This window comes from Helicobacter sp. WB40 (assembly GCF_027859275.1).
Classification (GTDB): domain Bacteria; phylum Campylobacterota; class Campylobacteria; order Campylobacterales; family Helicobacteraceae; genus Helicobacter_D; species Helicobacter_D ibis.
In genome coordinates this window covers 1-21,961 of record NZ_JAQHXS010000005.1, presented here as the reverse complement: position 1 = coordinate 21,961, position 21,961 = coordinate 1, and the positions used below count along the sequence as shown (strand labels likewise).

The following is a 21,961-nucleotide window of genomic DNA, read 5'->3' as shown; positions in this document are numbered from 1 at the left end:
TATTTTTTTATAATTTTTGATACAATCTATGCTTTTATTTTAAATTTGTGGGAACTTCTTATGTTTGGTAAAAATGCTAAAAATAATAACACTTCAAATGCTGTAAGTGCTAAATGTCTAGATTATGCAAGACAGCTTAAAGCAATAAATAAATCAATGGCGGTTATTTCATTTACTCCAGATGGCATTATTTTAGATGCTAATGAAAATTTCTTAAAAACAGTTGGATATACATTAGATGAAATAAAAGGCAATCATCATAAGATGTTTTGTCAAAAACAATTAGTCGAATCTCAAGAATATGTAGATTTTTGGAACACATTAAAGAGAGGCACTTTTGTGTCTAAACTTTTTAAGCGTGTGAAGAAAAATGGAGATATTATTTGGCTAGAGGCAAATTACAATCCAATACTAGATGAAGAAGGTAATGTAGTTAAAGTTGTGAAATTTGCTTCTGATATTACTGATAGGGTTAATGAGCAACTAGATTTAAAAAATGTAATGAATGCAGCAGATAAATCTATGGCTTTAATTCAATTTATGCCAGATGGGACAATTATAGAGGCTAATGAGAATTTTTTAAATACGGTTAAATATAGCCTAAATGAAATAAAAGGCAAACATCATGAGATGTTTTGCGATTCAAACTATACAAAGACGGAATCTTATAGGGAGTTTTGGAAAAAGCTTCAAAGTGGTGAATTTATATCAGATACATTTGTAAGATATGACAAAAATGGAAATCAGCTGTGGTTAATTGCAAGTTATAACCCTGTTTTTGATAGCGAAGGAAAGGTTTATAAGGTTATTAAATTTGCAACTGATATAACTGCTCAAAAAAATAGAGAAGAACAATCGCAACAAATTGTGACAGAAAGCGTAAATGAAAATAGTGTTCTTACAAATCAAGGTATGGATGTGATTGGTAGAACGGTTGAAAATATCCAAGAAATAGCCTCTGTAATGGCTGAAAACTCTGAAAGAATAGAGCAGTTAAATAAACAAAGTGAAGAGATAACTTCAATAGTGCAAACTATTAAAGATATAGCAGACCAAACAAATCTACTAGCACTTAATGCTGCAATAGAAGCAGCAAGAGCAGGAGAACATGGTAGAGGATTTGCAGTAGTAGCAGATGAAGTAAGAAAGTTAGCAGAAAGAACTGGTAAATCAATTACTGAAATTACAACAACGGTAAATACAATCAAAGATGAAACAAGCCAAGTTGTTGAAAAGACACAATATAGCATTGAAAGGGTTAATTCAAGTGTTGAATTAGCAGAAGATGCTAGAGAGGTTATGAATAGGATTCAAGCTAGTGCAGATGATTTGAGAAATAAAATAAATTCACACGAGTAATTTAAAGCCTATGTTATTGTATGACATAGGCTTTTATTATTTTTTGTTCTTTAATTGGTCTGTCATTTTGATCAGTTTGTGTGTATTCTATCTTCCTTAGTGCTCTTAAGCTTTCTTCTTCTTTATCCTTACTTATTTCTCCAAAGATTGTGTGGTATCCATTTAAATGAGGTGTTCTAGTAGTGGTGATAAAAAATTGACTTCCATTTGTATTTGGACCTGAATTTGCCATTGCTAAGATTCCAGCTCTATCAAATGCGTATCCTTGTTTTATCTCATCTTCAAAATCATTTTTCCAAATAGATTCTCCACCTCTACCAGTTCCTGTAGGGTCTCCACCTTGAATCATGAATTTTTTAATAACCCTATGAAATATAACTCCATTGTAGTAGCCATTATTTATATGTGTAACAAAGTTTTCTACTGCTTTTGGTGCGACATCTGGGAAGAGAGTTAGAGTAATATTCCCAGAAGTTGTCTCAAGCACAGCTTGTATTTTTTGACTTTCTTTTGCGTTTATAAAGCCAACTAAAAAAAATACAATAAAGATTCTACAAAAATAGTGAATTAACACTTTCATTATTGTTTATCCTCCTTATTACTTCTGCAAATAGTGGTGCAACGCTTAGTGTTTTTATTTTTGAGCATTCTTTTTTTAGTGGGATTGTATCAGTTACTATTACTTCATCTAGCTCACTATTTTCGATTCTCTCATACGCAGGTCCGCTTAATACCGCATGTGTCCCTAATGCAATCACACTTAAAGCACCTTTTTGCTTAAATGCACTTGCAGCTTTTACTATTGTCCCTGCAGTATCTATCATATCATCGATTAGGATTACATTTTTGTCCTCAACACTGCCTATTACATTCATAACTTCGCTTTCATTTGCCTTTTCTCTTCTTTTGTCAATTATGGCTATGTCTAGTCCTAGAAGTTTTGCAAAATATCTAGCTCTTGCTATACCACCTATATCTGGGCTTGCTACTATTGCGTTTATAAAGCATTTTGATTGTATATATTCTTTAAATACGATAGAGCCATATAAATTATCAACCGGAATATCAAAGAAGCCTTGAATTTGTCCTGCGTGAAGATCCATTGTTATTATTCTTGTAATACCTGCTATTTGCAATAAATCTGCTACTAGCTTTGCGCTAATTGGGACTCTAGGTGCCGCCTTTCTATCTTGTCTTGCATAGCCAAAGTAGGGCATTATCACATTTATACAATTTGCAGAGCTTCTCTTTAGTGCATCTGTCATTATTAGAAGCTCCATTAAATTATCATTTGTGGGTTCGCAAGTTGGCTGTATTACAAAAACATCTTTACCTCTCACACTCTCGCACAAACGAATACTTATCTCGCCATCGCTAAAGCGTGAAACTTCGGCTTTCGCTAATTCAACATCTAGTTGTTTTGCTACTTTCTTTGAGAATTCTTCATGAGCACTTCCGGTAAATATTTTAAAATCAGGCATGAAATTCCTTTGTTCGTAAAATAAAACTTGGATTCTATTTAAAAAACAATTATTGAATCTTAAATTGCATGGAAACTTTGCTTATTTTTTACAATAAAAGATTATTGCAGGAGGAAAGTTCTTCCAAATAATTTTGGACACTTTTACTTTTGAGAATTTTTTATGAAGTATTTTTCTAAATGACTTTGCTTGTGGTGTTGGTAATGCATACATGAATGTAGAAAATACTCCACCTTTTTTTAGTGATTCGTTTATATTGGATAGCAGTGTGATTTTATCTTTTGGCTTTAGTATAGTCCAAGGAATCCCAGATATAACTATGTCCAAATTTTCTATATTTTTTGATTTTATTATGTTATTTATGTTGTTTGCATTTTGATTTTCTATATATACATTTGGTGTTTGTCCAAACTTGTCATACAATATATTGTAGAAATTTTTATTTATTTCTATCGCTATAAATGTTGAATTTTTATCTTTTAGTCTTATTATCTCATTTGTAAAGCTACCTAAGCCCGGACCTATTTCTGCTATACATTTTGCATTTTGTATATTTAGATTATGCGTCATAGCTACACTTAATGCTTTACTGCTAGAGCAAAAAGCACCAACTTTTCTTGGCTGTTTTAGAAACTCCAAAAACATATTGATTCCTAATCTATCGATAAATTTAATGTATAATACACTAATTATGTTTAATTTTAAGGTGTTAAATGGGTATTTTGGAGATTTTAAGAAGTTCTAGTTGTGAAGAAATACAAAAGTTTTGCGAACAGAGATTTAGTAACAATATGACATTTTTCGCAGAATATTATCCGCATTTAATAACTCCATTACAACAACCAGCTAATGATTATAGGCTATATATAGGAAAAGAGGGCATAAATATAATAGATGTTAAAAATAACACTCTAGTTTATGATATTGTAGATGGCAAAAGCATGATGCTTGATATAAGTGAGGATTTGGCATATAATCCTCCGATAAACAAGAAATGGGATAGATATTTTGGCTCTGAGACGTCAATAATGGGAGATGAGTTTCGAAATACTGCAAAGATGTGCAATGGTCTTTTAGAATTTGTAACAAACAATAAAGCAACAACACAAGCATATCATTTACCTAATGGATTATTACCCTCAATTACCATGCTTGGTTTAGGTGGTGGCATTGCTTTGCAGATATTGGCAGAAAATTACTTTATCCATAGCTTTTTGATATTTGAAGAAAATTTAGATATGTTTAGAATTGCTTGTTTTTTTATCGATTTTCCTTTATTGTTTGTTAAAACAAATAACAATTCTGGATATATGTTTATAGAAAGCTTGATAAATAGGGAAGCAATCATCTCTTATTTTGCCCTTAGAAGATTTAGTGCTTGTGCTATAAGATTTGAACTTGCTATGTATAACACGCCAACGATACAAAGTGTCAAAGATATAATTTATGAAGCACATAGTTTGGCTATGAGAGGTTGGGGGACATTTGAAGATGAAATAATAGGTGTTACTAATAAAAAGGCTACAAAAACATCTAGGATTCTAATAGAACCAAAGAGGGTAAATGCACCTATATGTGTGGTTGGAAATGGACCTAGCTTAGATTCATTGTTACCATTTATAAAAGACAATAAAGACAAAATGATAATATTTTCTTGTGGCACCGCATTAAAACCATTGCTGAACTATGGTATAAAACCTGATTTTCAAATAGAAATAGAAAGACATGATTACTTGGATAAAGTTCTGCTTGAAGCACCTTTAGATGATATTCCACTATTGTGTGCCAGTGTGCTTAATAAAAATGCAAAAGAAGTAGCAAAAGAGTTATATATTTTTGAAAGAGAAGGTTCAGCAGCTGCTGCTTTAAATAGACCAAAGTTTCAAGTTGGGTTTGCTGCGCCATTTGTTGGTAATGCAGGAGCTGCATTGGCCGCATATCTTGGGAGTGATGTTTTGTTGTGTGGTATTGATTGTGGCTATAAAAAAGGCTCTACAAAACATGCCAAAGGCTCTCACTATGGAGAAGAGAAGGCAGAGATTCCAGAGGATGCGTATAGGGTAGATGGTAATTTTAGTGATGATATTTATTCAGATTCATTATTTTCACTATCTCGTGCTACGTTAGAAGAAGCATTTGCAAGACTTAGCCCTTTTAATGTTTTAAACTTAAGTGATGGTGCTTATATAAAAGGTGCTAAGCCAACTTTGACAGATGAGTTTGAATTAAAGAAAATAAATAAAAAGCAAGAAATAAAGAATCTAAAATCACTCTTTGGTGATCCTAGTGAGATTGGATTTTATTCTAAAGATGATAAGATATATATGTTTGAGATTCTTGCTTTTAAACGACATCTATCAGATATGTTTAAGCAAAAAATCACAAATAAAAAAGATTTGTTTAATTGTTTAGATAGGTTCATAGATGAAATAGTAAAAGTAGCAAAGAGGGACGATTTTATTACAATATTATTTGGCGGATCAATAAGTCACTTTTTATACACAATAGCTTTAGTGGCATTGCATATACCTAGTGATAATATATTACCATTATGGAAGAAGGCAGGGGAGTTGTTTGATGAAAATTGTGAAAAGATGATAGCGGAATTCCGTGAAACGCTAAAGTTGTAAAGTTGGAACACTTATTGCTTTACTATGTTTTGTAAATTAATGTCAAAAAGGATTGAAATGACAAAGAAAACAATATCTTCAGTATTAGCAGGAATGCTTTTAGGGACAAGTTTATTAGTAGCACAAGTAGGTGGAGTTAGTACTTCTACTTCTGTTGTTGGAGTTAGTCCTTCTACTTCTCCAGTTGGCAGATCAAGCTTCCAAACTAGTGGTAGAAACTCAAATGCACCATCAGGATTGCAAGGTGTAGAAGTTGGTGGAGATGAGATATTAATCCCAAATGCACCTATGATGACACCATCTAGCATTATTGAAATTAGTGCTATTGGTATGGGTGTAGCACCCGAAACTACGGTTTCTCCTGCACAAGCTTTAGCGTTAGCTAAGAGAGCTGCAATTGTAGATGCTTATAGACAAATTGGTGAAAAAATGTATGGTATTAGAGTAAATGCACAAGATACAGTTAGAGACATGGTGCTAAAGAACTCTACTATCAAAACTAAAGTTATGGCGGTTATTAGAAATGCTGAAATAGTAGAAACTATCTATAAAGATGGATTATGCCAAGTTAGCATGGAATTAAAGCTTGATGGAAAAAGATGGTATCGTGTATTAACAGGCGAACAATTCTAGGATTGTTGCTTATCTTTATGGTAGTGGGGTGTGCAAATCCCACTTTACCAAGCAATAAAAAATCTGCAGTTGTCTTATTTCTTACAAATTCTTTTAAATACAATGATGTTGGATTTTTGAAAAAAGATTCAAATAATGCTTCTTTAGAGTTGTTTAATGCTGGAAATTTACTTTTTAGCTTTAAAGTTACAAAAAATAGTATTTGTATGGATAATCAATGCTATTCTAATGCCTCACTTGTTAGGCGATTTTTTGGCGACGATTCTTATTTGGGACTTGATTTTAGGAATGTTTTATTGGGAGAACCAATATTTAACAAAGAAGGATTCTTGAAAAATGAATTTGGATTCACACAGACAATTAAAAGATCCCAAGGAACACTTATATATATTGTAAATAAAAATGGAATCTATCTAAAAGATTCAAGCCAAAAACTAGTTTTAGAAATAGAGTATCAATGACGCAAATTTATCAACCAAAAAATGGATACTGCTACAATAGCGATACTTTGTTTTTGTATGACTTTGCACTTAAGTTTCTAAAAAAAGATTCATATGTGCTTGATGTTGGGGCTGGTTGTGGGATACTTGGGATCTTATGTGCTAGAGATATATCAATAAGCTTAAGTTCAATTGAAAAAAACAAAAATGCATTTTTATTGTGTGCGAATAATTTTAGGATAAATAAAATGAGTGCTAATTGTATTTTGGGTGATTTTTTAGAATATGATTTTTTGGAATCTAGATTTGATTTTATTATCTCAAATCCGCCTTTTTACCACTCAAATGTAATAAAGAGTGAAAATGAGTGGATTTATATGGCAAGATATAGCGAGAATCTACCATTATTATCAATGATAGAAAAGATAAATTCAATTTTAAAACCTAATGGAGAGTTTGTCTTTTGCTATGATTCAAAGGCACTTTGTGATGTGCTTACTTCTCTAAAGCGATACAAAATTAATCCAATAGAAATAAGATTTGTATATCCTAGTAGTTCAAAAGATTCTACTATTTTTCTATGTAGGGCAAAGAAAAATTCAAAAAGTCAAAGTAAAATATTGCCACCATTATTTACACATGATAATGGAGAATTTAGCATGGAAGTAAAAGAGATTTATAAAAAAGCAAATACATGGAGCATTAAATGTTAGAGTATGATTTTACCTTTGATCCTTCAAAGTGCGAAGAGTGTGGCGGAAAGTGTTGCACTGGGGAGAGTGGATATGTCTTTGTAACGCCTTATGATATAGAAGAAATATCGAAGTTTTTAAATATGGATTTTAATGAATTTTCTGTAAAATTTGTCCGAAAAGTAGGGTATAAATACTCACTAACAGAGAAGATTCAAAAAGATGGCAAAGGACATGCTTGTGTGTTTTTTGACGAAGAGACAAGAAAATGTCAAATATATAGCAGAAGACCAAAGCAATGTGTGTCATTTCCGTTTTGGGAATGCTATAAAGATGACTTTGAACCATTATTAAAGGAATGTATAGGTGTTTGCAAGAAGTAGTGTTTTGTTTTTGGTTGCTATTGTTATCTTTGTATATGGTTGCGTTAGAGCGACAAATGTAGTTAATAATCCTTATATCTTTGAATCTGTAAGTAGAGAAGATGAGTATATTGCATTAGGTTATTATTACTTAGATCTCAAAAAATATAAAGAAGCAAAAGATGCTTTTCAACAAGCTTATACAATTACAGATAATAAGGTGTATTTGAAGGAGATTATAGGAATCTTAATACTTATGGGAGATGTAAGTGAAGCTAAAAAGCAAGCAGATCGATATTTAAAGACAAATTTAGATGACGATGAAATAAGAAATGTTCTAATAGGGATTCTAACTTCAACCAAACAATACGAAGCTGCAAGATTTGAGGCACGAATCCTTGTGAAAAATGATAGAAGTGAAAAAAACTTAGAAACGCTATCTTCTGTGTATTTTTTACAAAATGATTATAAAAATAGTGCAAAATATCTGCAAGAGGCCTATGAAATAAACCACAATGAGCTTATTTTAGATAAACTTGCTTCAACTTATGCTTTGTTTTTAAATGATACAAATAAGTCTATAAATCTATATAAAAATCACATAAAAAAGTATGGAATAACGCAGTTAATAGGTGAAAAGTTAGCTCTAATATATGTAAAAGAAGAGAAATATGAACAAGCAATTCAGATATATAAACAACTATATGAAGAGACAAACAAGATTCAATACTTGCAAGTCATACTAGAAATCTATCTAAAAACAAAAGAGCTAAATAAAGCACAAAAACTACTAGAAACTAATCATAGCTTGACATATAGCGATGAGAGATTTTTGGAGATTTTATTAGATATTTATAATATTAAAAAAGATTATAAAAACAGCATTAGAATCTTAAATGATTTATATGATATGAGCGGTAATTCAGGCTATTTAGCACTAGAGGCAGTGTATATATACGAAAGTGCAAATGATAAAAAAGATAAAAAGATTCTAAATGAAGTTAGCACAAAGCTAGAAAAAGCATTGCAAGACTTTAATGAAGCATTATATCTTAATTATCTTGGGTATTTGCTAATTGATAATGACATGGATATAAATAAGGGCATTAAATATGTAGAAAAAGCTTTATTAATAGAGCCTTCTAATGTATATTATTTAGATTCGCTTGCATGGGGTTATTACAAACTAAAAGATTGCAAGAAGGCAAAAGAGATAATGTCTACAATACCGCAAGAAGAGATAAATAAAGAAGAAGAAATATTGGAGCATAATAAAAAGATACAAACTTGTAAATAGGGGTTGTTTATGAGTGTTTTAGTTACTGGAGCTTCAGCTGGATTTGGTAGGGCTATTGCAAAGAAGTTTGCTAATAATGGACATAAGGTTGTAGCAGTTGCAAGAAGGAAAGAAAAGCTAGAATCTTTAAAAGATGAAATTAAAAATTGTCAAATTATTGCTTGTGATATTTGCAATAGAGATGAATTATTAAGAGGCTTTGAATCTTTGGATAAAGATTATAAAGATGTAGATATTTTAATAAATAATGCTGGATTAGCACTTGGAATTGCTAAGGCTCAAAATTGTGAATTTGATGATTGGGATAGAATGATAGAGGTAAATATTAAGGCATTAAGCTTTATTACTCATTACTTTTTACCAAAAATGATAGAAAATAAAAATGGACATATAATAAATATAGGCTCAATAGCAGGGACATATCCGTATCCGGGAGGTAATGTATATGGAGCTACAAAAGCATTTGTAAAGCAATTTTCTTTAAATCTAAAAGCTGATGTGGCAGGAAGCGGGGTTAGGGTTAGCAATATTGAGCCGGGTTTGTCTAGTGATAGCGAGTTTTCGCTTGTTAGATTCAAAGGAGATAGTAAAAAGGTGGAGGAGTTATATAGAGATTCAAATGCATTAAAACCAGAAGATATTGCAGAATCTGTGTATTTTGTCGCAAATATGCCAAAACATGTAAATATAAATAGCATAGAATTAATGCCAACTTCACAGAGTTTTGCTGCATTAGATGTGTATCGTTCAAAGTAGGGGGATTTATGAAATTACAGCATTTTAGAGAAGAGATAGATAATATTGACGATAAGATTTTAGAGCTTTTAGATAAGCGAATGGAAATCGTAAAGAGAATAGGGAAGACAAAGACAACAAATAATATTCCAATCTACCACCCAAAACGAGAACAAGAAATAATAAATCGCCTAAGTGCTAAGAATCCAAACTTTCTAACTAAAAGTGCGATAGAGGCGATTTATTTAGAAGTGTTTGCAGTTAGTAGAAATTTAGAGCTACCAGAAAAAGTAGCCTATTTAGGACCTATTGGTAGCTATACACATCAAGCAGCTGAAAGCAGGTTTGGTGCTATGTGTGAATATTTCTCACACAATACAATACAATCTACGATAAAGTCGCTAGAGAGTGGTCGCGTGAGCTATGCAGTAATACCCATAGAGAATAATCAAAATGGATTTGTTGGAGAGACTTTAGACCTTTTGAGGGATACTAGATACAACATAGTTGCTGAAGTTTATATGCCGATTCATCATTGCTTTGCTTCGCTATCAGAAAAGCTAGATGAAATAGATGTTTTATACTCTAAAGATATAGCCTTTGGGCAATGTTTTAATTTCTTAAATGAACATAGTTTAGACCATATAGAAAGAATCCCAGTAGAATCCACAGCAAAAGCAGCACAACTAGCAAGTGAAAACAAAAAAAGTGCAGCAATTTGTTCAAGTATTGCTTCAAAGCTTTATAATGTGCCTGTTATGTTTGATAATATAGAAGATGCAAGTGGTAATAAAACTAGATTTATAATTATGAGTAATTTTAAAAATCAAAAAAGCGGAAATGATAAGACAACTATTTTTGCAAATTTGGAAGGCTCTGATAAGCCGGGAGTGTTATATCAGCTATTATATGATGTAAGGGATTTAAATATAAATATGACTTCAATTCAATCGCGTCCTTCAAAGATGAATGGTAATTTTGAATATTGTTTTTTTATAGATATTGATGGACATATTGATGATGCTAATGTGAGCGAATTATTTTCTCGTTACAGAAAAGAACTAAAATGGCTAGGAAGCTATCTTAAAAATTGTTAAAACTATTAGGGTAGCTATTGCATTGCCAACAAATGGTGTAGCAAACCAAATTCGAAACTTTGGTCTATCCAAAGTAACATCAACAGAGCTTTTAGTTAAATACAAATTTGATAAAGATTTATAATATATTCCAATGTTGAGAGGGTTATTGTGTAAAACATAATTTAAAATGCCGGTTTTGTGTAACACAAATTGCACTTAGGTTTTACTAGAGCAGTGGCGTAAATAGTCCAAAAGACGCAAGAGGCAAAGAATACAAGAAAATCTTAAAATTGATTTTTCTTGCACAATGTCAATGCAAAGTGCATTTGATTGGTGTTAAATCGTGAAATTAATACACTGAATTATTAACATCTGATGATTTGATGTTAAATTGTGGGCTAATGCATTCAAAAACCAAATCATTATCTCTTTTATGTAAAATGCGAATGTTTGTGAGTTGAACTTTTTCATTGATTTTATTTTTTGTCTGGCAAATTGATGGAATATTAATTGTGTGAATTGAATTTAATGTTAGGTTTTTTGCATTGCTTGGAATATTGCTAATTTTGGAAAATAAATCACTTTCTTTTGCTAAAACAGGGTTACTTTTGCAGGCTAGCAAAATCTCTTCTCCTCTGTTTGAGAGTATATGGACATTTTTTAAAATAATTTCATTTTTTGACAGGATAAAATAGCAATTTTTTTGATAATTTGAAGGAGTGTCGGACTTTAAAGAGATAGAACTTAAATTATAATTGCCTAGTTTTAGTAGAGATATAATATTTGATGAAAAAAGCATTAGGATTATCAAAAGAGTTGCTATGAAAGTGGTCATAATAAAAGGGGAGTTTATGATGCTAAAGTTGAGTTTTAATGGTAAAAATATAAAGAAGAAATTATAGATGAAAAATAAAGCAGTAAGCAACATTAAATCTTCCCAAGTATCAGTTGGTTCTATTAGTGATAAAATCAATAAAATATAAACAATAAAATTGCAAACAACTAGAAAAAACATATAAAGCAATGAAGAATATTTATCTTTATGATTTTTAATAACAAATATTGCAACAACAAAAAATGCAATCAATAATGAAACACAAAGTACAACTAAGATCCATTGTGGAAAAATGTCAAAGACATCTCCTAAAGAGACAAAAATAATCAAAAGAAGTGGTGTCTCAATAAGTGCAATAAAGGTTAAAATTTGTTTATTGCTCCAGTAGTGTTTAGAATTTTCTTGTATCTTTTTTATATAAAAAATAAAAAATGTAAAGATTGAACCTATAAAAATAGTACAAGTTATACCAATAACTCCCGTTACAGCCATTAAATACAACATATTATCTTGTGTAATAATGGGTGTATAATGAATATCTATAATAAAATACTTCATTAAAATAAGTGCTCCTATGACATTACATAGTGTCAATAGTAATACCCAGTGCTTAACAAAGTATTTTGCAAGATTATATAGAGAGTTCATATAATACTTTTCATCAAATTTAATACATAAATTTTCTAAGAAAAATTTATCTTGCTCGTATTGTTTTCCAATTTCATCTTTCCTCTTTTTTTCTTTGGCGTCATGATAAATCTCTATTGCGGTATGATTTTTTAACGCTTGAAGTAGCGTGTGGGCAGTGTAGTAAATTTCATTATTTAATTCTTTAAGTTGCGCAGAAAGCTCTATGGTGTATTTTGGGACATCTAATAAATCTTTTTTATTTTTAGCGAGTTTTTTAAGCTCAAAACATTTATTTTTAATGGAATCTAACTTTGAATTATGATAAAACTCATTTATCCAATTTATTGTTTCTTGATAAGTTTTTGCAAAAATTTCTTTTTCTTTTAAAAACTCTTTTATAAGTTTATTATGGGTATCTTGCATAATTGTCCTTTAAAAAACAAAGTTCTAAATATCTCTTTTTTATTCAAAATCACAAAAGAATTATAAAGAAGTAATTTAATGCTTCTAGTTTATATAAACAAAAGTATCTTATAATTTTATTTATATTATAAGTTAAGGATAAGTATGGTTGAAAGATACGCACGAGAAGAGATGAAAAAACTATGGGATATGAATGCCAAATACTCTGCATGGCTAGAAGTTGAAAAGGCTTTAGTTAGAGGCTGGAATAAGCTAGGGCTTGTTCCAGATAGCGATTGTGAGAAGATTTGCAAAAATGCAAAATTTGACATTGCAAGAATAGACGAGATTGAAGCAATTACTAAGCATGATTTAATTGCATTTACCACAAGTGTAGCAGAATCTTTGGGTGAAGAATCAAGATGGTTTCATTATGGAATTACTTCAAGTGATTGTATTGATACTGCTGTTGCATTGCAAATGAGAGATTCTTTAAAAATTATTTTACAAGATGTTAAAGAGTTAAAAGAAGCAATTAAAAATCGTGCAATGGAGCATAAAGACACACTTATGGTTGGGCGAAGCCATGGCATTCATGGAGAACCTATTACCTTTGGCTTAGTTTTAGCCATATGGTATGATGAGATCTCACGCCACGAGAAGGCTTTAGAATCCACAATGGAAGTAATATCTGTGGGACAGCTAAGCGGTGCTATGGGCAATCTAGCTCACACACCAATAGAGCTTGAAGAGCTAGTGTGTGCAGATCTAGGGCTTAAAGCTGCTCCTGCTAGCAATCAAGTAATCCAAAGGGATCGTTATGCTAGGCTTATGAGCGATTTAGCACTTTTGGCTAGTAGTTGTGAGAAGTTTGCTGTTCAAATCCGACATATGCAAAGAACAGAAGTGTATGAAGCAGAAGAATATTTTAGCGAGGGACAAAAGGGAAGCTCTGCTATGCCACACAAAAGAAATCCAGTGCTAAGCGAAAACATAACAGGGCTTTGTAGAATAATAAGATCTTATGCTTTGCCTTCTATGGAGAATGTAGCCCTTTGGCATGAAAGAGATATTAGCCACTCTAGTGTGGAGAGATTCATCTTACCAGATAGTTTTATTGCAAGTGATTTTATGCTTGTGCGCCTTACAAACCTTATAAAAAACCTCGTCGTATATCCTAAAAATATGATGAAAAACCTAAATCTAACCGGTGGGCTAGTCTTCTCTCAAAGAATCTTACTAGAGCTTCCAAAAAAAGGTGTAAAAAGAGAAGAAGCCTATAAAATCGTGCAAAGAAATGCCATGAAAGTATGGGCGGACTTACAAGAGGGTAAAGCTGTGGTAAATGACAAGGGCGAAAGCTTGTATTTACAACATTTATTAAGCGATAGCGATCTTGTAAATATCATCGGAGAAGAGGCAATTAAAGAATGCTTTGAGTTTAGCTACTACACTAAAAATGTAGATTCTATCTTTAAGAGAGTGTTTTAGGTAGTTTTATTATGAAAGCATTAATTATTTTCGCACATACATTTTGGGAGGCTTCTAGCACTAACAAAATTCTCTTAAAATCTACTAAAAATATGCAATCTTTACTTAAACCGCTTTATTATACTTTTGCATATGTTGGTTGCATAAGTGTAGAATATTATGCAATATTTAATGCCAATAGAGGCAACATTGATATAAATGCATATCACAAGGCCATAAAAAAGGCTAATGCTTGTGGATAATGTTTAGTATATTTTAAGGAATCTTAATGCTTTTGGGAAGTTTGTTTGCTGGTATTGGAGGTATTGAGCTTGGTTTCAAAAATGCAGGAGTTAATACTACTTGGGCAGTTGAAATAGATTCTAAAGCTTGTGAGACATATAGGGCAAATTTTAAGAATCTAATTGTCAATGATGATATTAATAATGTTGCTTTAGAGAAATTAAATAAGGTGGATATTATTAGTGCTGGTTTTCCTTGTCAAGCTTTTTCTGTGGCTGGATATCGCAAGGGTTTTAATGATGAACGAGGCAATGTATTTTTTGGAATTTTAAGATATTTAGAACATTTTAAACCAAAAGTAGTATTTTTAGAAAATGTTAAGAATTTAAAAACACATGATAAAGGTAATACATTAAAAATTATTTTACAAGAGCTTGAAAAATTAGGTTATTTTGTAAAGCATGAAGTATTAAATACCGCTAAATATGGGAATATTCCACAGAATAGAGAGAGAATTTATTTGGTTGGGTTTTTAGATTCTAAAGCTTATAAAAAGTTTAAATTCCCAAAAGAGATTCCATTGACAAAAAATATACAAGATTTATTGGATAAAAAAGTAAGTGATGAGTTTTATTATACTCATACAAAATATTATGATATTTTAAAAGAAAATATGAAAAACAAAAACACTCTTTATCAGTGGAGAAGACACTATGTAAGGGAAAATAAATCAAATTTATGTCCCACACTAACTGCAAATATGGGAACAGGTGGGCACAATGTTCCTTTAGTAATTGATAATAAAGATATAAGGAAATTAACCCCTAGAGAATGTGCTAGATTTCAAGGATTTTCTGATAGCTTTATTTTGCCTAGCACACTTTCAAATGCTTCCCTTTATAAACAAATAGGCAATAGTGTTTCTGTGGGCGTGATAGAAGCAATAGCAAATAAAATAGTGGAGGTATTATGATGGAAGATATAGAGAATTTTACAAAAGAACATATTGAGGCATTTAACGAAAAACCAAGTAGCTTTAAGAATGCAACGCCCAATGAAACACAAATTAAAGATTATTTACGAACAAGATATATGAGCCTACTTGATAATGATAGTTTTAAAGCAAAAATTTTACAAAGATTTGAAAAACTTGATTATAAGAAAAATAAAATTGTAGATATTGCAAATGATGAAATATTATATAAAGCAGATGTTGAGCGTTTTTTAGAGACACAAATTTTTGTAGAGGTAGCTAAAAAAATAGATATTTCCAAACTCAAAGATGTTGCACTAACACATATACAAGAAATATTTAATAATGATAAAAAATTTAAATTTATACAAAGTAAGCTTTCTAAAGTTTTAGAAAAATCTCTTTTTGTAGCAAGTATTGATGGATTTTCTACAAATTTATTAAATATTAATTCTGGTGTAATGACTGCAAATGCTGGAGATAGTGCTCAGTTTTTGTTTATCGCAAGGGCAATTTTGGCTGGTTTTAATGCTTCAAATGTAGATGTAAGAAGTAGCAGATATGATGCTATTGTGGATTTTGAAAATATTCTTTTGCGAATCCAAATTAAAGGAATTTCTAGTGGTGAGGTTATTAGTTTTAAAGATAGAGATAGGGGCGGACAAGGTATAGACCATACACACGAAAGAAACAGGGGCAAACGCATTACAAGCAAGGATTGCGATATTTATGTCGCAGTGGATAAACAAGTTGGAATTTGCTATATTTTACCTATGAGTTATGCGGATAGTTTGAGTGATGAGGAATGTGTAAAGGTTAAATTGCAAGACATTCAAAAATATAAAGAAAATTGGGAAATAATTAAAAAAGTAGCAAGGCAAAAATAACATGACTAATCAGCCTTTGCTCAATAAATACCTTAATATTTGTGGTTTGGAATTACTAAAACAAATAGAAGATAGTAGCATTGCGCTGTGTTTTTTTGATCCGCAGTATCGTGGTGTGCTTGAAAAACTTAAGTATGGTAATGAGGGTGAGCGTCAAAAGGGTAGGGCGACTTTGGTGCAAATGAGTGAGGACACTATAATTTCTTTTATCAAAGAGATTGATAGAGTGCTTAAAAAAAGTGCTTACTTAATGCTATGGATTGATAAGTTTCATCTCTGCGAGGGGGTGAAGTCTTGGCTAGATTCTACAAGTTTGCAGATTGTGGATTTAATCACTTGGGATAAGGGCAAAATGGGTATGGGTTATCGCACGAGACGACAAAGTGAATATTTGCTTATCTTACAAAAAAAACCACTCAAAGCAAAAGATACTTGGAAGCTGCATAATATCCGCGATGTGTATATGGAAAAGATTCCGCAAGATGAGCTAAAACTTCACCCACACGTAAAGCCAAAAGGTTTACAAAGCAAATTAATAGAATCTTGTAGCAATGTTGGAGATATAGTGCTTGATCCTGCTGCTGGAAGCTTTAGTGTGTTTGAATGCTGCAAAATTCTAAAAAGAGAGTTTATTGGTAGTAATCTAGCTTTAAATAACATTTGTAAAGTATTAACAACTAAATAACATGATACAATATAATAGTTTTGCGTATAATTAGGGGGAGTGTGCAATGCAATTGTTTATGATATTCTCGACTTTAATATCTGTCATAATAGTGTCTTACTATATATTAAAAAAATATAATCCAATTTTTATCTTTTTATTTTCCGGAATAATTTTAATTATTTTTGCATTTTATATAACAGGTACACCAATACCAAAGTCTCCTACAAGAGAAGATGTTAGCTTTTTAAATGTATTACTTGATAGTTATGCATTTATAGTTGCTACCTTTAAAGAGCAACTTAGCGGAACTGGGCTTATTATTATGAGTGTTGCTGGATTTGCTGCTTATATGAAGCATATAAACGCTTCTGCCAAATTAGCATTTTTAGCAAATAAACCACTAGGTAAGATACAAAATAAATATCTAATTTTAAGCGGAACTTTTGTAGTTGGAATGGCGTTAAAGATTGTTATTTCAAGCTATACTGGATTACTTTTATTGCTTCTAGCTTGTATTTATCCAGTGCTAATAGCCCTAAAAATACGACCAATAACAGCAGTATGCGTCCTATCTCTAATAGCACTTGATTATGGACCAAAGGACGCAAATTCAATCACAATGGCAAATATGGTAGGTGAGAGCGAGAATGTAGTTGGATTGTTTTTAAACTACCAAATATATAGTGTTCTAGCTTATGTTGTATGTATTGCGATTCTAATACCATTTTATTTTGCTTGGATTGATAGAAAAGATAGAATAAAAGGTGTGCTAAATGATGAAGTTGAGATTCCAGAAATAATAGACCCAAAATGCCCAACACTATATATTTTCTTCCCATGGTTGCCTGTTGTCTTGCTCTTTGCTACATATTTTATGGGTATCAAGCTTGATGTTGTAAGTGCGAATTTTATAAGCATTACTTTTGTCTTTATAATAGAGTTTATAAGACATAAAGATGCTAAAAAACTAGGTGAAGACATGGTCGTTATCCTAAAGGGAATGGCAGAAATCTTTGTAAGTGTTGTTAGCATTTTAATTGCTGCTTCTGTATTTGCAAAAGGAATTGAATCTCTAGGCGGAATAGGGATTTTGGTAAATGCAATGAAAAGCTTTGGTGAAGAGGGTGAGTTTGCTTGGATTGCTGTGTTATTATCAATCACAATTCTTAGCTTTTTAGTGTATTTTGCAAGTGTTATTATGGGTAGTGGCATTGCTGCTTTTAATGCATTTGGTAAATTAGCCCCTGATATTGCGACAAAACTTGGGATAGCTCCTATAGCTTTGGTTCTACCAATAGAGATAGCATCATGCTTAGGAAGGGCTGCTTCGCCAATCTCTGGTGGAATCTTGGCGTTAGCTGGATTTGCCAAAGTATCTCCAATGGATATTATAAAGAGAACTACGCCTTTATTGCTAATTGCCATGATTATTAATATTGCTGTGGCATTTTATTTATCGTAAATTAACTAAGGAATAATATGAAAAAAGCATTGTTTATTTGGCTTATTTGCAGCAATGTTATCTTTGCTACTAGTATGAGTGTGTTTGCAGATATAAATATGGATTCTTATAGTAATACAAGAAATGATACTATAAGCACACAAGATATAGCTCTAACAAACCTAAACTACAAAGAAAAAAACACCCAAAAAATACTACATACAAAAGTAAATGAAAATGCTCATATAAATAGATTCTATCAACTAGAAGGGATAATAGGGGATAAAGATACAAAAGAGGTTAGGGCATGGGCGTATTATGAGCTAGTAGATAACAATAAAATTCTGCATTTGACGCTACTTGAATCTAGCATAAAAGATTCCAAAAAAAGGCAAATCCCAAATATAAAGGAACTAAAAATAAGTTCTAACTCTAATGAGTGCAATGGATTTACAATACAAGGAATCTGGCAAAGTAATAAAATAGTAAATAATTATCAAAAATTAGAATTTGAAAATATAGATTCTAGCTTTAATGGAGATAAGTTTTATTTTTGTGAAAGTAAGATTAAATATAGTAACATAAACATTGCAAATTTCAACATTGAAGAGATAACACAAAGCAAAGTAGGGCAGAATCCTAGATTCTTTAACTATAGCTTTAGTGTTCCATTTATAGAAGGTAATAGAAAATTTAATGAATCATTTTACCCGCAATTTGTAGAAACAATACAAAAAACATTCGAAATAGAAAATCGCAAAATGCATGGTTTGTGTGACAATTGCAATAGTGTTAAAGAATTATCAAATGCAAATGTATATTCAGCCAGAAATGAAGTAGATATAAACTTTGATTTTAGGAATCTCTTAAATATCGGCTATATAGATTCCAAGATTATTGTATTTAATGAAGTTGTATATTCTTATACAGGCGGAGCACATGGGAATTCTTACTATGGTAGCCGATTATATGACTTAGAATCTAAAGATTTTTTGATGTTGCAAATAGATGATATTTTTGTTAAATCAGATGAATTGTTAAAACTAATAGATAAAAAATTAAAAGAAACTATAGACGCTAATATGCTATTTGAGCCAGATAAGCCACTAAATACTATGCCATCTAGCTTTCAGATAGATTCTGACAATTTTATATTTATATACAATACATATGAGATTGCACCATATTCAAGTGGTGCGATAAAGATTAAATTTAAATTCTATGAGCTAACAAATCATGTGAAAAATACAGGTTTTATTGCATATCTATTCAACGCAATACCGCAATAAATTTTTAAAATAAGGCTCATTTTTGTGATTGTTTTGATTCAACATCGTTATTGCTGGATTTAAAATTCTCCTATCGAAATCACAATTCCTTAAATTGCTAGAAACTCCCATAAGTCTTCTAAATTTATTAAAATCAATATAACACTCACCTAGATTATTAAATTGCTTCAATAACCTATAAAGATTCTTAGAATATTTACCTCTTAGACTGCAAAACTCTTTTAATTCAAATTTAGTATAGTATTCAATAATGTTATTAATAAAAAAAGCTCCACTATTGCTAACTTTAATAGCCAAAACTTCCAAACGCTCATCAACTGATATTTCCTCAAAGAAAGAAGAAACCTTAAAATATCGATAACCATCTTCATAAATTAAATTAGATTCAAACTTCAAAGAACTTAATTTGGTGGCAAAAAACACTAAGTTTTCATAGAATCTTTTTTTATTTACTCTTAATGAAGATTTTCCATTTTCAAAGCTTGAAGTGTCAATTAAATTTAAAATATCTCTAAAAGAAATTAAAACCAACTTGTTGTATTTATTTTTCAAAACAGAATCACTAAAATCATTGTGATATTCAACAACTGGATTTCTAGTATCCACAACAATAGTTTTTTGTCTCTTATAAGTTTTCCTCATAGCAATTTTCCACACAATTAAAATTAGTGTTTAAATACCAATAAAAAATAAAATACTATTAATTGTATTGAAAACTACAATTTTCACACAAAATAGTTATAAACCAAAGAACAACTATCTAAAAGCCAAGTATTTGCTAAAAACGCTCTGCTCTTTTTTTAAATCAATTAAAAAATAATTATTGCCCAATGATTCTTACTAAAATCACTCTTCTGTGCTTTTAAAACTTCTAAATTTCCTGGGGATAAATTTTAGGCTTTTTATCATATGCAGTGTGCCTTGCTTGTATTTTTGAAAATGTTTGCTTTCTGTGTTTTTTATAGCTTTCTTCGTTTTTATAAGATTCTATAATGCTAAATTTGCAAGGATTTATCTTTATTGGAGAGTGCATACAGCACTAAAACCCCCTCTTCTTCTCTTATGCTCACTTCACTTTCTTCTTTTAAAATCTTTTTATTTTCTATTTCTATGATGAAGATTTTAGAAGTAGTTTTGATAGTTCCAGCTTTACCTAGTATGTAAGTTCACAATTATTACCACTTGCACCATAAAGAAATTAAGATAAAGATTATCGTTTTTTGGTTTTGCTTAAATAATGAAGAAAAAATATTGGTTCTAGTGCTATAATTTCGCCAAAACCACTATGGATTTTACTCCATTAGAATCCAAATAAAAGTAAGATTCCATAGTGTAAAATTGCAAAATTTAAGAACTTGGGCGAGATATGCAAAGTAAAAATATAGGTTGGATTTTAATTGTCTTAGGCGGGATTGTGGAGGTGTTTTGGGTGAGTGGGCTAAAGTATGCTGATAGTCTTTGGCTTTATATCCTTACAGGCATTGGGATTATGTTTTCATTTACTGCTATGATTACAGCATGTAGGAGTGTGGAGGTGAGCGTAGCATATGCGGTATTTGTAGGTATTGGCACAGCAGGTGTAGTGATGGCTGAAATGCTATATTTTGGAGAGAGATTTGATATATGGCGTGTTGGGCTTATTTGCGTGTTGATTGTTGGCGTGATTGGGCTAAAGCTTATAAGTAAAGAAGGCGATGAAGAGATAATAGAGGAATTCTCCCACGAGTTAGGGCTTGATGAGCTTACACAAAATAATCAAAATACTTAAAATTTATTAATAAATCTAATAAGGAAGAATAATGGCTTTAGGTAAAGGATTTTTAGAATCTATGTTAGAAGGATTCTCCTCTTTAGAAAATATAAGCTATCGCTATATAGTGGGCGAGTATGCATTTGCCACTAGCACATCACAACAAAAGAGGACAAAATAATGCTTTCATGGATATATTTGCTTTTGGCTGGGTGCATGGAGATTATTGGGGTATTTGTGATGAAGCAATTTGTGCTAACAAAGCGTAAAATATTCTTACTTGCTATTATGTTTGTTTTCATGCTTAGCTTTGGATTTTTAAGCCTTGCTATGCGTGAGATTCCTATGGGGACAACTTATGCGATATGGACAGGTATTGGTGCTTGTGGTGGAGTTTTAATTGGGATTTTATTTTTTAAAGAATCTAAATCATTTTTAAAGCTATTTTTTATCTTTCTTATCATTACTTCAAGCATTGGATTAAAGTTGCTTAGTTAGAAGTTGAATTTAAATATATATTAGAGTTTCTAATATTAGAATCTATATTAAATTATAGAACTATATATCCGTTAAATAAACTAAATAATTCTAAGAAAAGACTCCTAGAATCTTTTCTTATTTACATCACTAATAATATCATCTGCAATTCTATTTACATTATTAGTA

At 31.0% G+C, this 21,961-nt stretch carries 23 protein-coding genes and 1 pseudogene; 19 read left to right on the top strand and 5 right to left on the bottom strand.

All coding sequences use genetic code 11. From position 1 onward, the window contains the following. Window positions 1–60 precede the first annotated feature (60 nt). Window positions 61–1,359 carry a methyl-accepting chemotaxis protein gene (locus PF022_RS04650; protein ID WP_271020958.1) on the top strand — a complete coding sequence of 433 codons (1,299 nt, stop codon included), beginning with the start codon at window positions 61–63 and terminating at the stop codon, window positions 1,357–1,359. Between the two features lie 13 nt (window positions 1,360–1,372). Here the strand turns inward: PF022_RS04650 and PF022_RS04645 are convergent, their stop codons facing one another. From PF022_RS04645 to PF022_RS04635, 3 genes are all read right to left on the bottom strand, one after another. After that, complete coding sequence (locus PF022_RS04645) at window positions 1,373–1,939, bottom strand: peptidylprolyl isomerase (RefSeq protein ID WP_271022946.1); 567 nt, start codon at window positions 1,937–1,939, stop codon at window positions 1,373–1,375. Next, entirely contained in the window at window positions 1,911–2,840 is a 930-nt protein-coding gene (locus tag PF022_RS04640) for a ribose-phosphate pyrophosphokinase (protein WP_271022944.1), read from the bottom strand. Before PF022_RS04640 ends, PF022_RS04645 begins: the two co-directional genes overlap by 29 nt. A gap of 81 nt (window positions 2,841–2,921) precedes the next feature. Continuing rightward, a complete protein-coding gene (locus PF022_RS04635) occupies window positions 2,922–3,485 on the bottom strand; it encodes a class I SAM-dependent methyltransferase (protein WP_271020961.1) in 564 nt (187 codons plus the stop codon). Window positions 3,486–3,553: 68 nt separating this feature from the next. Here PF022_RS04635 and PF022_RS04630 point away from each other — a divergent pair, with 68 nt between their 5' ends. From PF022_RS04630 to pheA, 8 genes and pseudogenes are all read left to right on the top strand, one after another. Further along, complete coding sequence (locus PF022_RS04630) at window positions 3,554–5,470, top strand: 6-hydroxymethylpterin diphosphokinase MptE-like protein (RefSeq protein ID WP_271022942.1); 1,917 nt, start codon at window positions 3,554–3,556, stop codon at window positions 5,468–5,470. A gap of 273 nt (window positions 5,471–5,743) precedes the next feature. Beyond that, window positions 5,744–6,103, top strand: a pseudogene (locus tag PF022_RS08845) (LPP20 family lipoprotein); the annotation flags it as partial. 17 nt (window positions 6,104–6,120) lie between these two features. After that, on the top strand, window positions 6,121–6,564 hold the full coding sequence (locus tag PF022_RS04620) for a hypothetical protein (protein WP_271022940.1): 444 nt from the start codon (window positions 6,121–6,123) through the stop codon (window positions 6,562–6,564). Continuing rightward, window positions 6,561–7,256 (top strand): tRNA1(Val) (adenine(37)-N6)-methyltransferase, encoded by a 696-nt coding sequence (locus PF022_RS04615; RefSeq protein ID WP_271022939.1) that lies wholly within the window; start codon window positions 6,561–6,563, stop codon window positions 7,254–7,256. The genes PF022_RS04620 and PF022_RS04615 overlap by 4 nt, the downstream gene beginning before the upstream one ends. Then, window positions 7,250–7,618: a YkgJ family cysteine cluster protein gene (locus tag PF022_RS04610; protein ID WP_271020966.1), complete on the top strand. Its 369-nt coding sequence runs from the start codon at window positions 7,250–7,252 to the stop codon at window positions 7,616–7,618. Before PF022_RS04615 ends, PF022_RS04610 begins: the two co-directional genes overlap by 7 nt. After that, window positions 7,602–8,894 carry a tetratricopeptide repeat protein gene (locus tag PF022_RS04605; protein ID WP_271022938.1) on the top strand — a complete coding sequence of 431 codons (1,293 nt, stop codon included), beginning with the start codon at window positions 7,602–7,604 and terminating at the stop codon, window positions 8,892–8,894. Before PF022_RS04610 ends, PF022_RS04605 begins: the two co-directional genes overlap by 17 nt. Window positions 8,895–8,903: 9 nt before the next feature. Continuing rightward, on the top strand, window positions 8,904–9,650 hold the full coding sequence (locus tag PF022_RS04600) for an SDR family NAD(P)-dependent oxidoreductase (protein WP_271020968.1): 747 nt from the start codon (window positions 8,904–8,906) through the stop codon (window positions 9,648–9,650). Window positions 9,651–9,658: 8 nt separating this feature from the next. Beyond that, a complete protein-coding gene (gene pheA, locus PF022_RS04595) occupies window positions 9,659–10,726 on the top strand; it encodes a chorismate mutase (protein WP_271022936.1) in 1,068 nt (355 codons plus the stop codon). Window positions 10,727–11,057: 331 nt separating this feature from the next. Here pheA and PF022_RS04590 read toward each other — a convergent pair whose 3' ends face one another. Next, entirely contained in the window at window positions 11,058–12,596 is a 1,539-nt protein-coding gene (locus PF022_RS04590) for a Yip1 family protein (protein ID WP_271020970.1), read from the bottom strand. 144 nt (window positions 12,597–12,740) lie between these two features. Between PF022_RS04590 and purB the strand changes: the two genes are divergently transcribed. The 7 genes from purB to PF022_RS04555 are packed head-to-tail and all read left to right on the top strand — an operon-like array spanning window position 12,741 to window position 19,545. Further along, window positions 12,741–14,066, top strand: a complete 1,326-nt coding sequence (purB, locus tag PF022_RS04585) for an adenylosuccinate lyase (protein WP_271020971.1) — start codon at window positions 12,741–12,743, stop codon at window positions 14,064–14,066. Window positions 14,067–14,077: 11 nt separating this feature from the next. Then, a complete protein-coding gene (locus tag PF022_RS04580) occupies window positions 14,078–14,308 on the top strand; it encodes a hypothetical protein (RefSeq protein ID WP_271020972.1) in 231 nt (76 codons plus the stop codon). A 26-nt stretch (window positions 14,309–14,334) separates the two neighbouring features. Beyond that, a complete protein-coding gene (locus PF022_RS04575; RefSeq protein WP_271020973.1) occupies window positions 14,335–15,261 on the top strand; it encodes a DNA cytosine methyltransferase in 927 nt (308 codons plus the stop codon). Next, on the top strand, window positions 15,261–16,148 hold the full coding sequence (locus PF022_RS04570; RefSeq protein WP_271020974.1) for a group I intron-associated PD-(D/E)XK endonuclease: 888 nt from the start codon (window positions 15,261–15,263) through the stop codon (window positions 16,146–16,148). The genes PF022_RS04575 and PF022_RS04570 overlap by 1 nt, the downstream gene beginning before the upstream one ends. A gap of 1 nt (window position 16,149) precedes the next feature. Further along, complete coding sequence (locus PF022_RS04565; protein WP_271020975.1) at window positions 16,150–16,833, top strand: DNA-methyltransferase; 684 nt, start codon at window positions 16,150–16,152, stop codon at window positions 16,831–16,833. A 46-nt stretch (window positions 16,834–16,879) separates the two neighbouring features. Further along, window positions 16,880–18,277 carry a C4-dicarboxylate transporter DcuC gene (gene dcuC / locus PF022_RS04560; protein ID WP_271022934.1) on the top strand — a complete coding sequence of 466 codons (1,398 nt, stop codon included), beginning with the start codon at window positions 16,880–16,882 and terminating at the stop codon, window positions 18,275–18,277. Between the two features lie 17 nt (window positions 18,278–18,294). Continuing rightward, on the top strand, window positions 18,295–19,545 hold the full coding sequence (locus tag PF022_RS04555) for an RsiV family protein (RefSeq protein ID WP_271022933.1): 1,251 nt from the start codon (window positions 18,295–18,297) through the stop codon (window positions 19,543–19,545). Here the strand turns inward: PF022_RS04555 and PF022_RS04550 are convergent. Continuing rightward, on the bottom strand, window positions 19,522–20,187 hold the full coding sequence (locus tag PF022_RS04550; protein WP_271022932.1) for a replication initiation protein: 666 nt from the start codon (window positions 20,185–20,187) through the stop codon (window positions 19,522–19,524). The genes PF022_RS04555 and PF022_RS04550 overlap by 24 nt on opposite strands. Before the next feature lie 724 nt (window positions 20,188–20,911). Here PF022_RS04550 and PF022_RS04545 point away from each other — a divergent pair. Genes PF022_RS04545 through PF022_RS04535 form a run of 3 tightly spaced genes read left to right on the top strand, consistent with a single transcriptional unit; the run spans window position 20,912 to window position 21,793 of the window. After that, on the top strand, window positions 20,912–21,313 hold the full coding sequence (locus tag PF022_RS04545) for a DMT family transporter (protein WP_271020979.1): 402 nt from the start codon (window positions 20,912–20,914) through the stop codon (window positions 21,311–21,313). A gap of 31 nt (window positions 21,314–21,344) precedes the next feature. Continuing rightward, the gene (locus PF022_RS04540) at window positions 21,345–21,476 is read left to right on the top strand and encodes a hypothetical protein (RefSeq protein ID WP_271020980.1); all 132 of its coding nucleotides are present in this window, start codon (window positions 21,345–21,347) and stop codon (window positions 21,474–21,476) included. Then, window positions 21,476–21,793 carry a DMT family transporter gene (locus tag PF022_RS04535; protein WP_271020981.1) on the top strand — a complete coding sequence of 106 codons (318 nt, stop codon included), beginning with the start codon at window positions 21,476–21,478 and terminating at the stop codon, window positions 21,791–21,793. The genes PF022_RS04540 and PF022_RS04535 overlap by 1 nt, the downstream gene beginning before the upstream one ends. Window positions 21,794–21,961 lie beyond the last annotated feature (168 nt).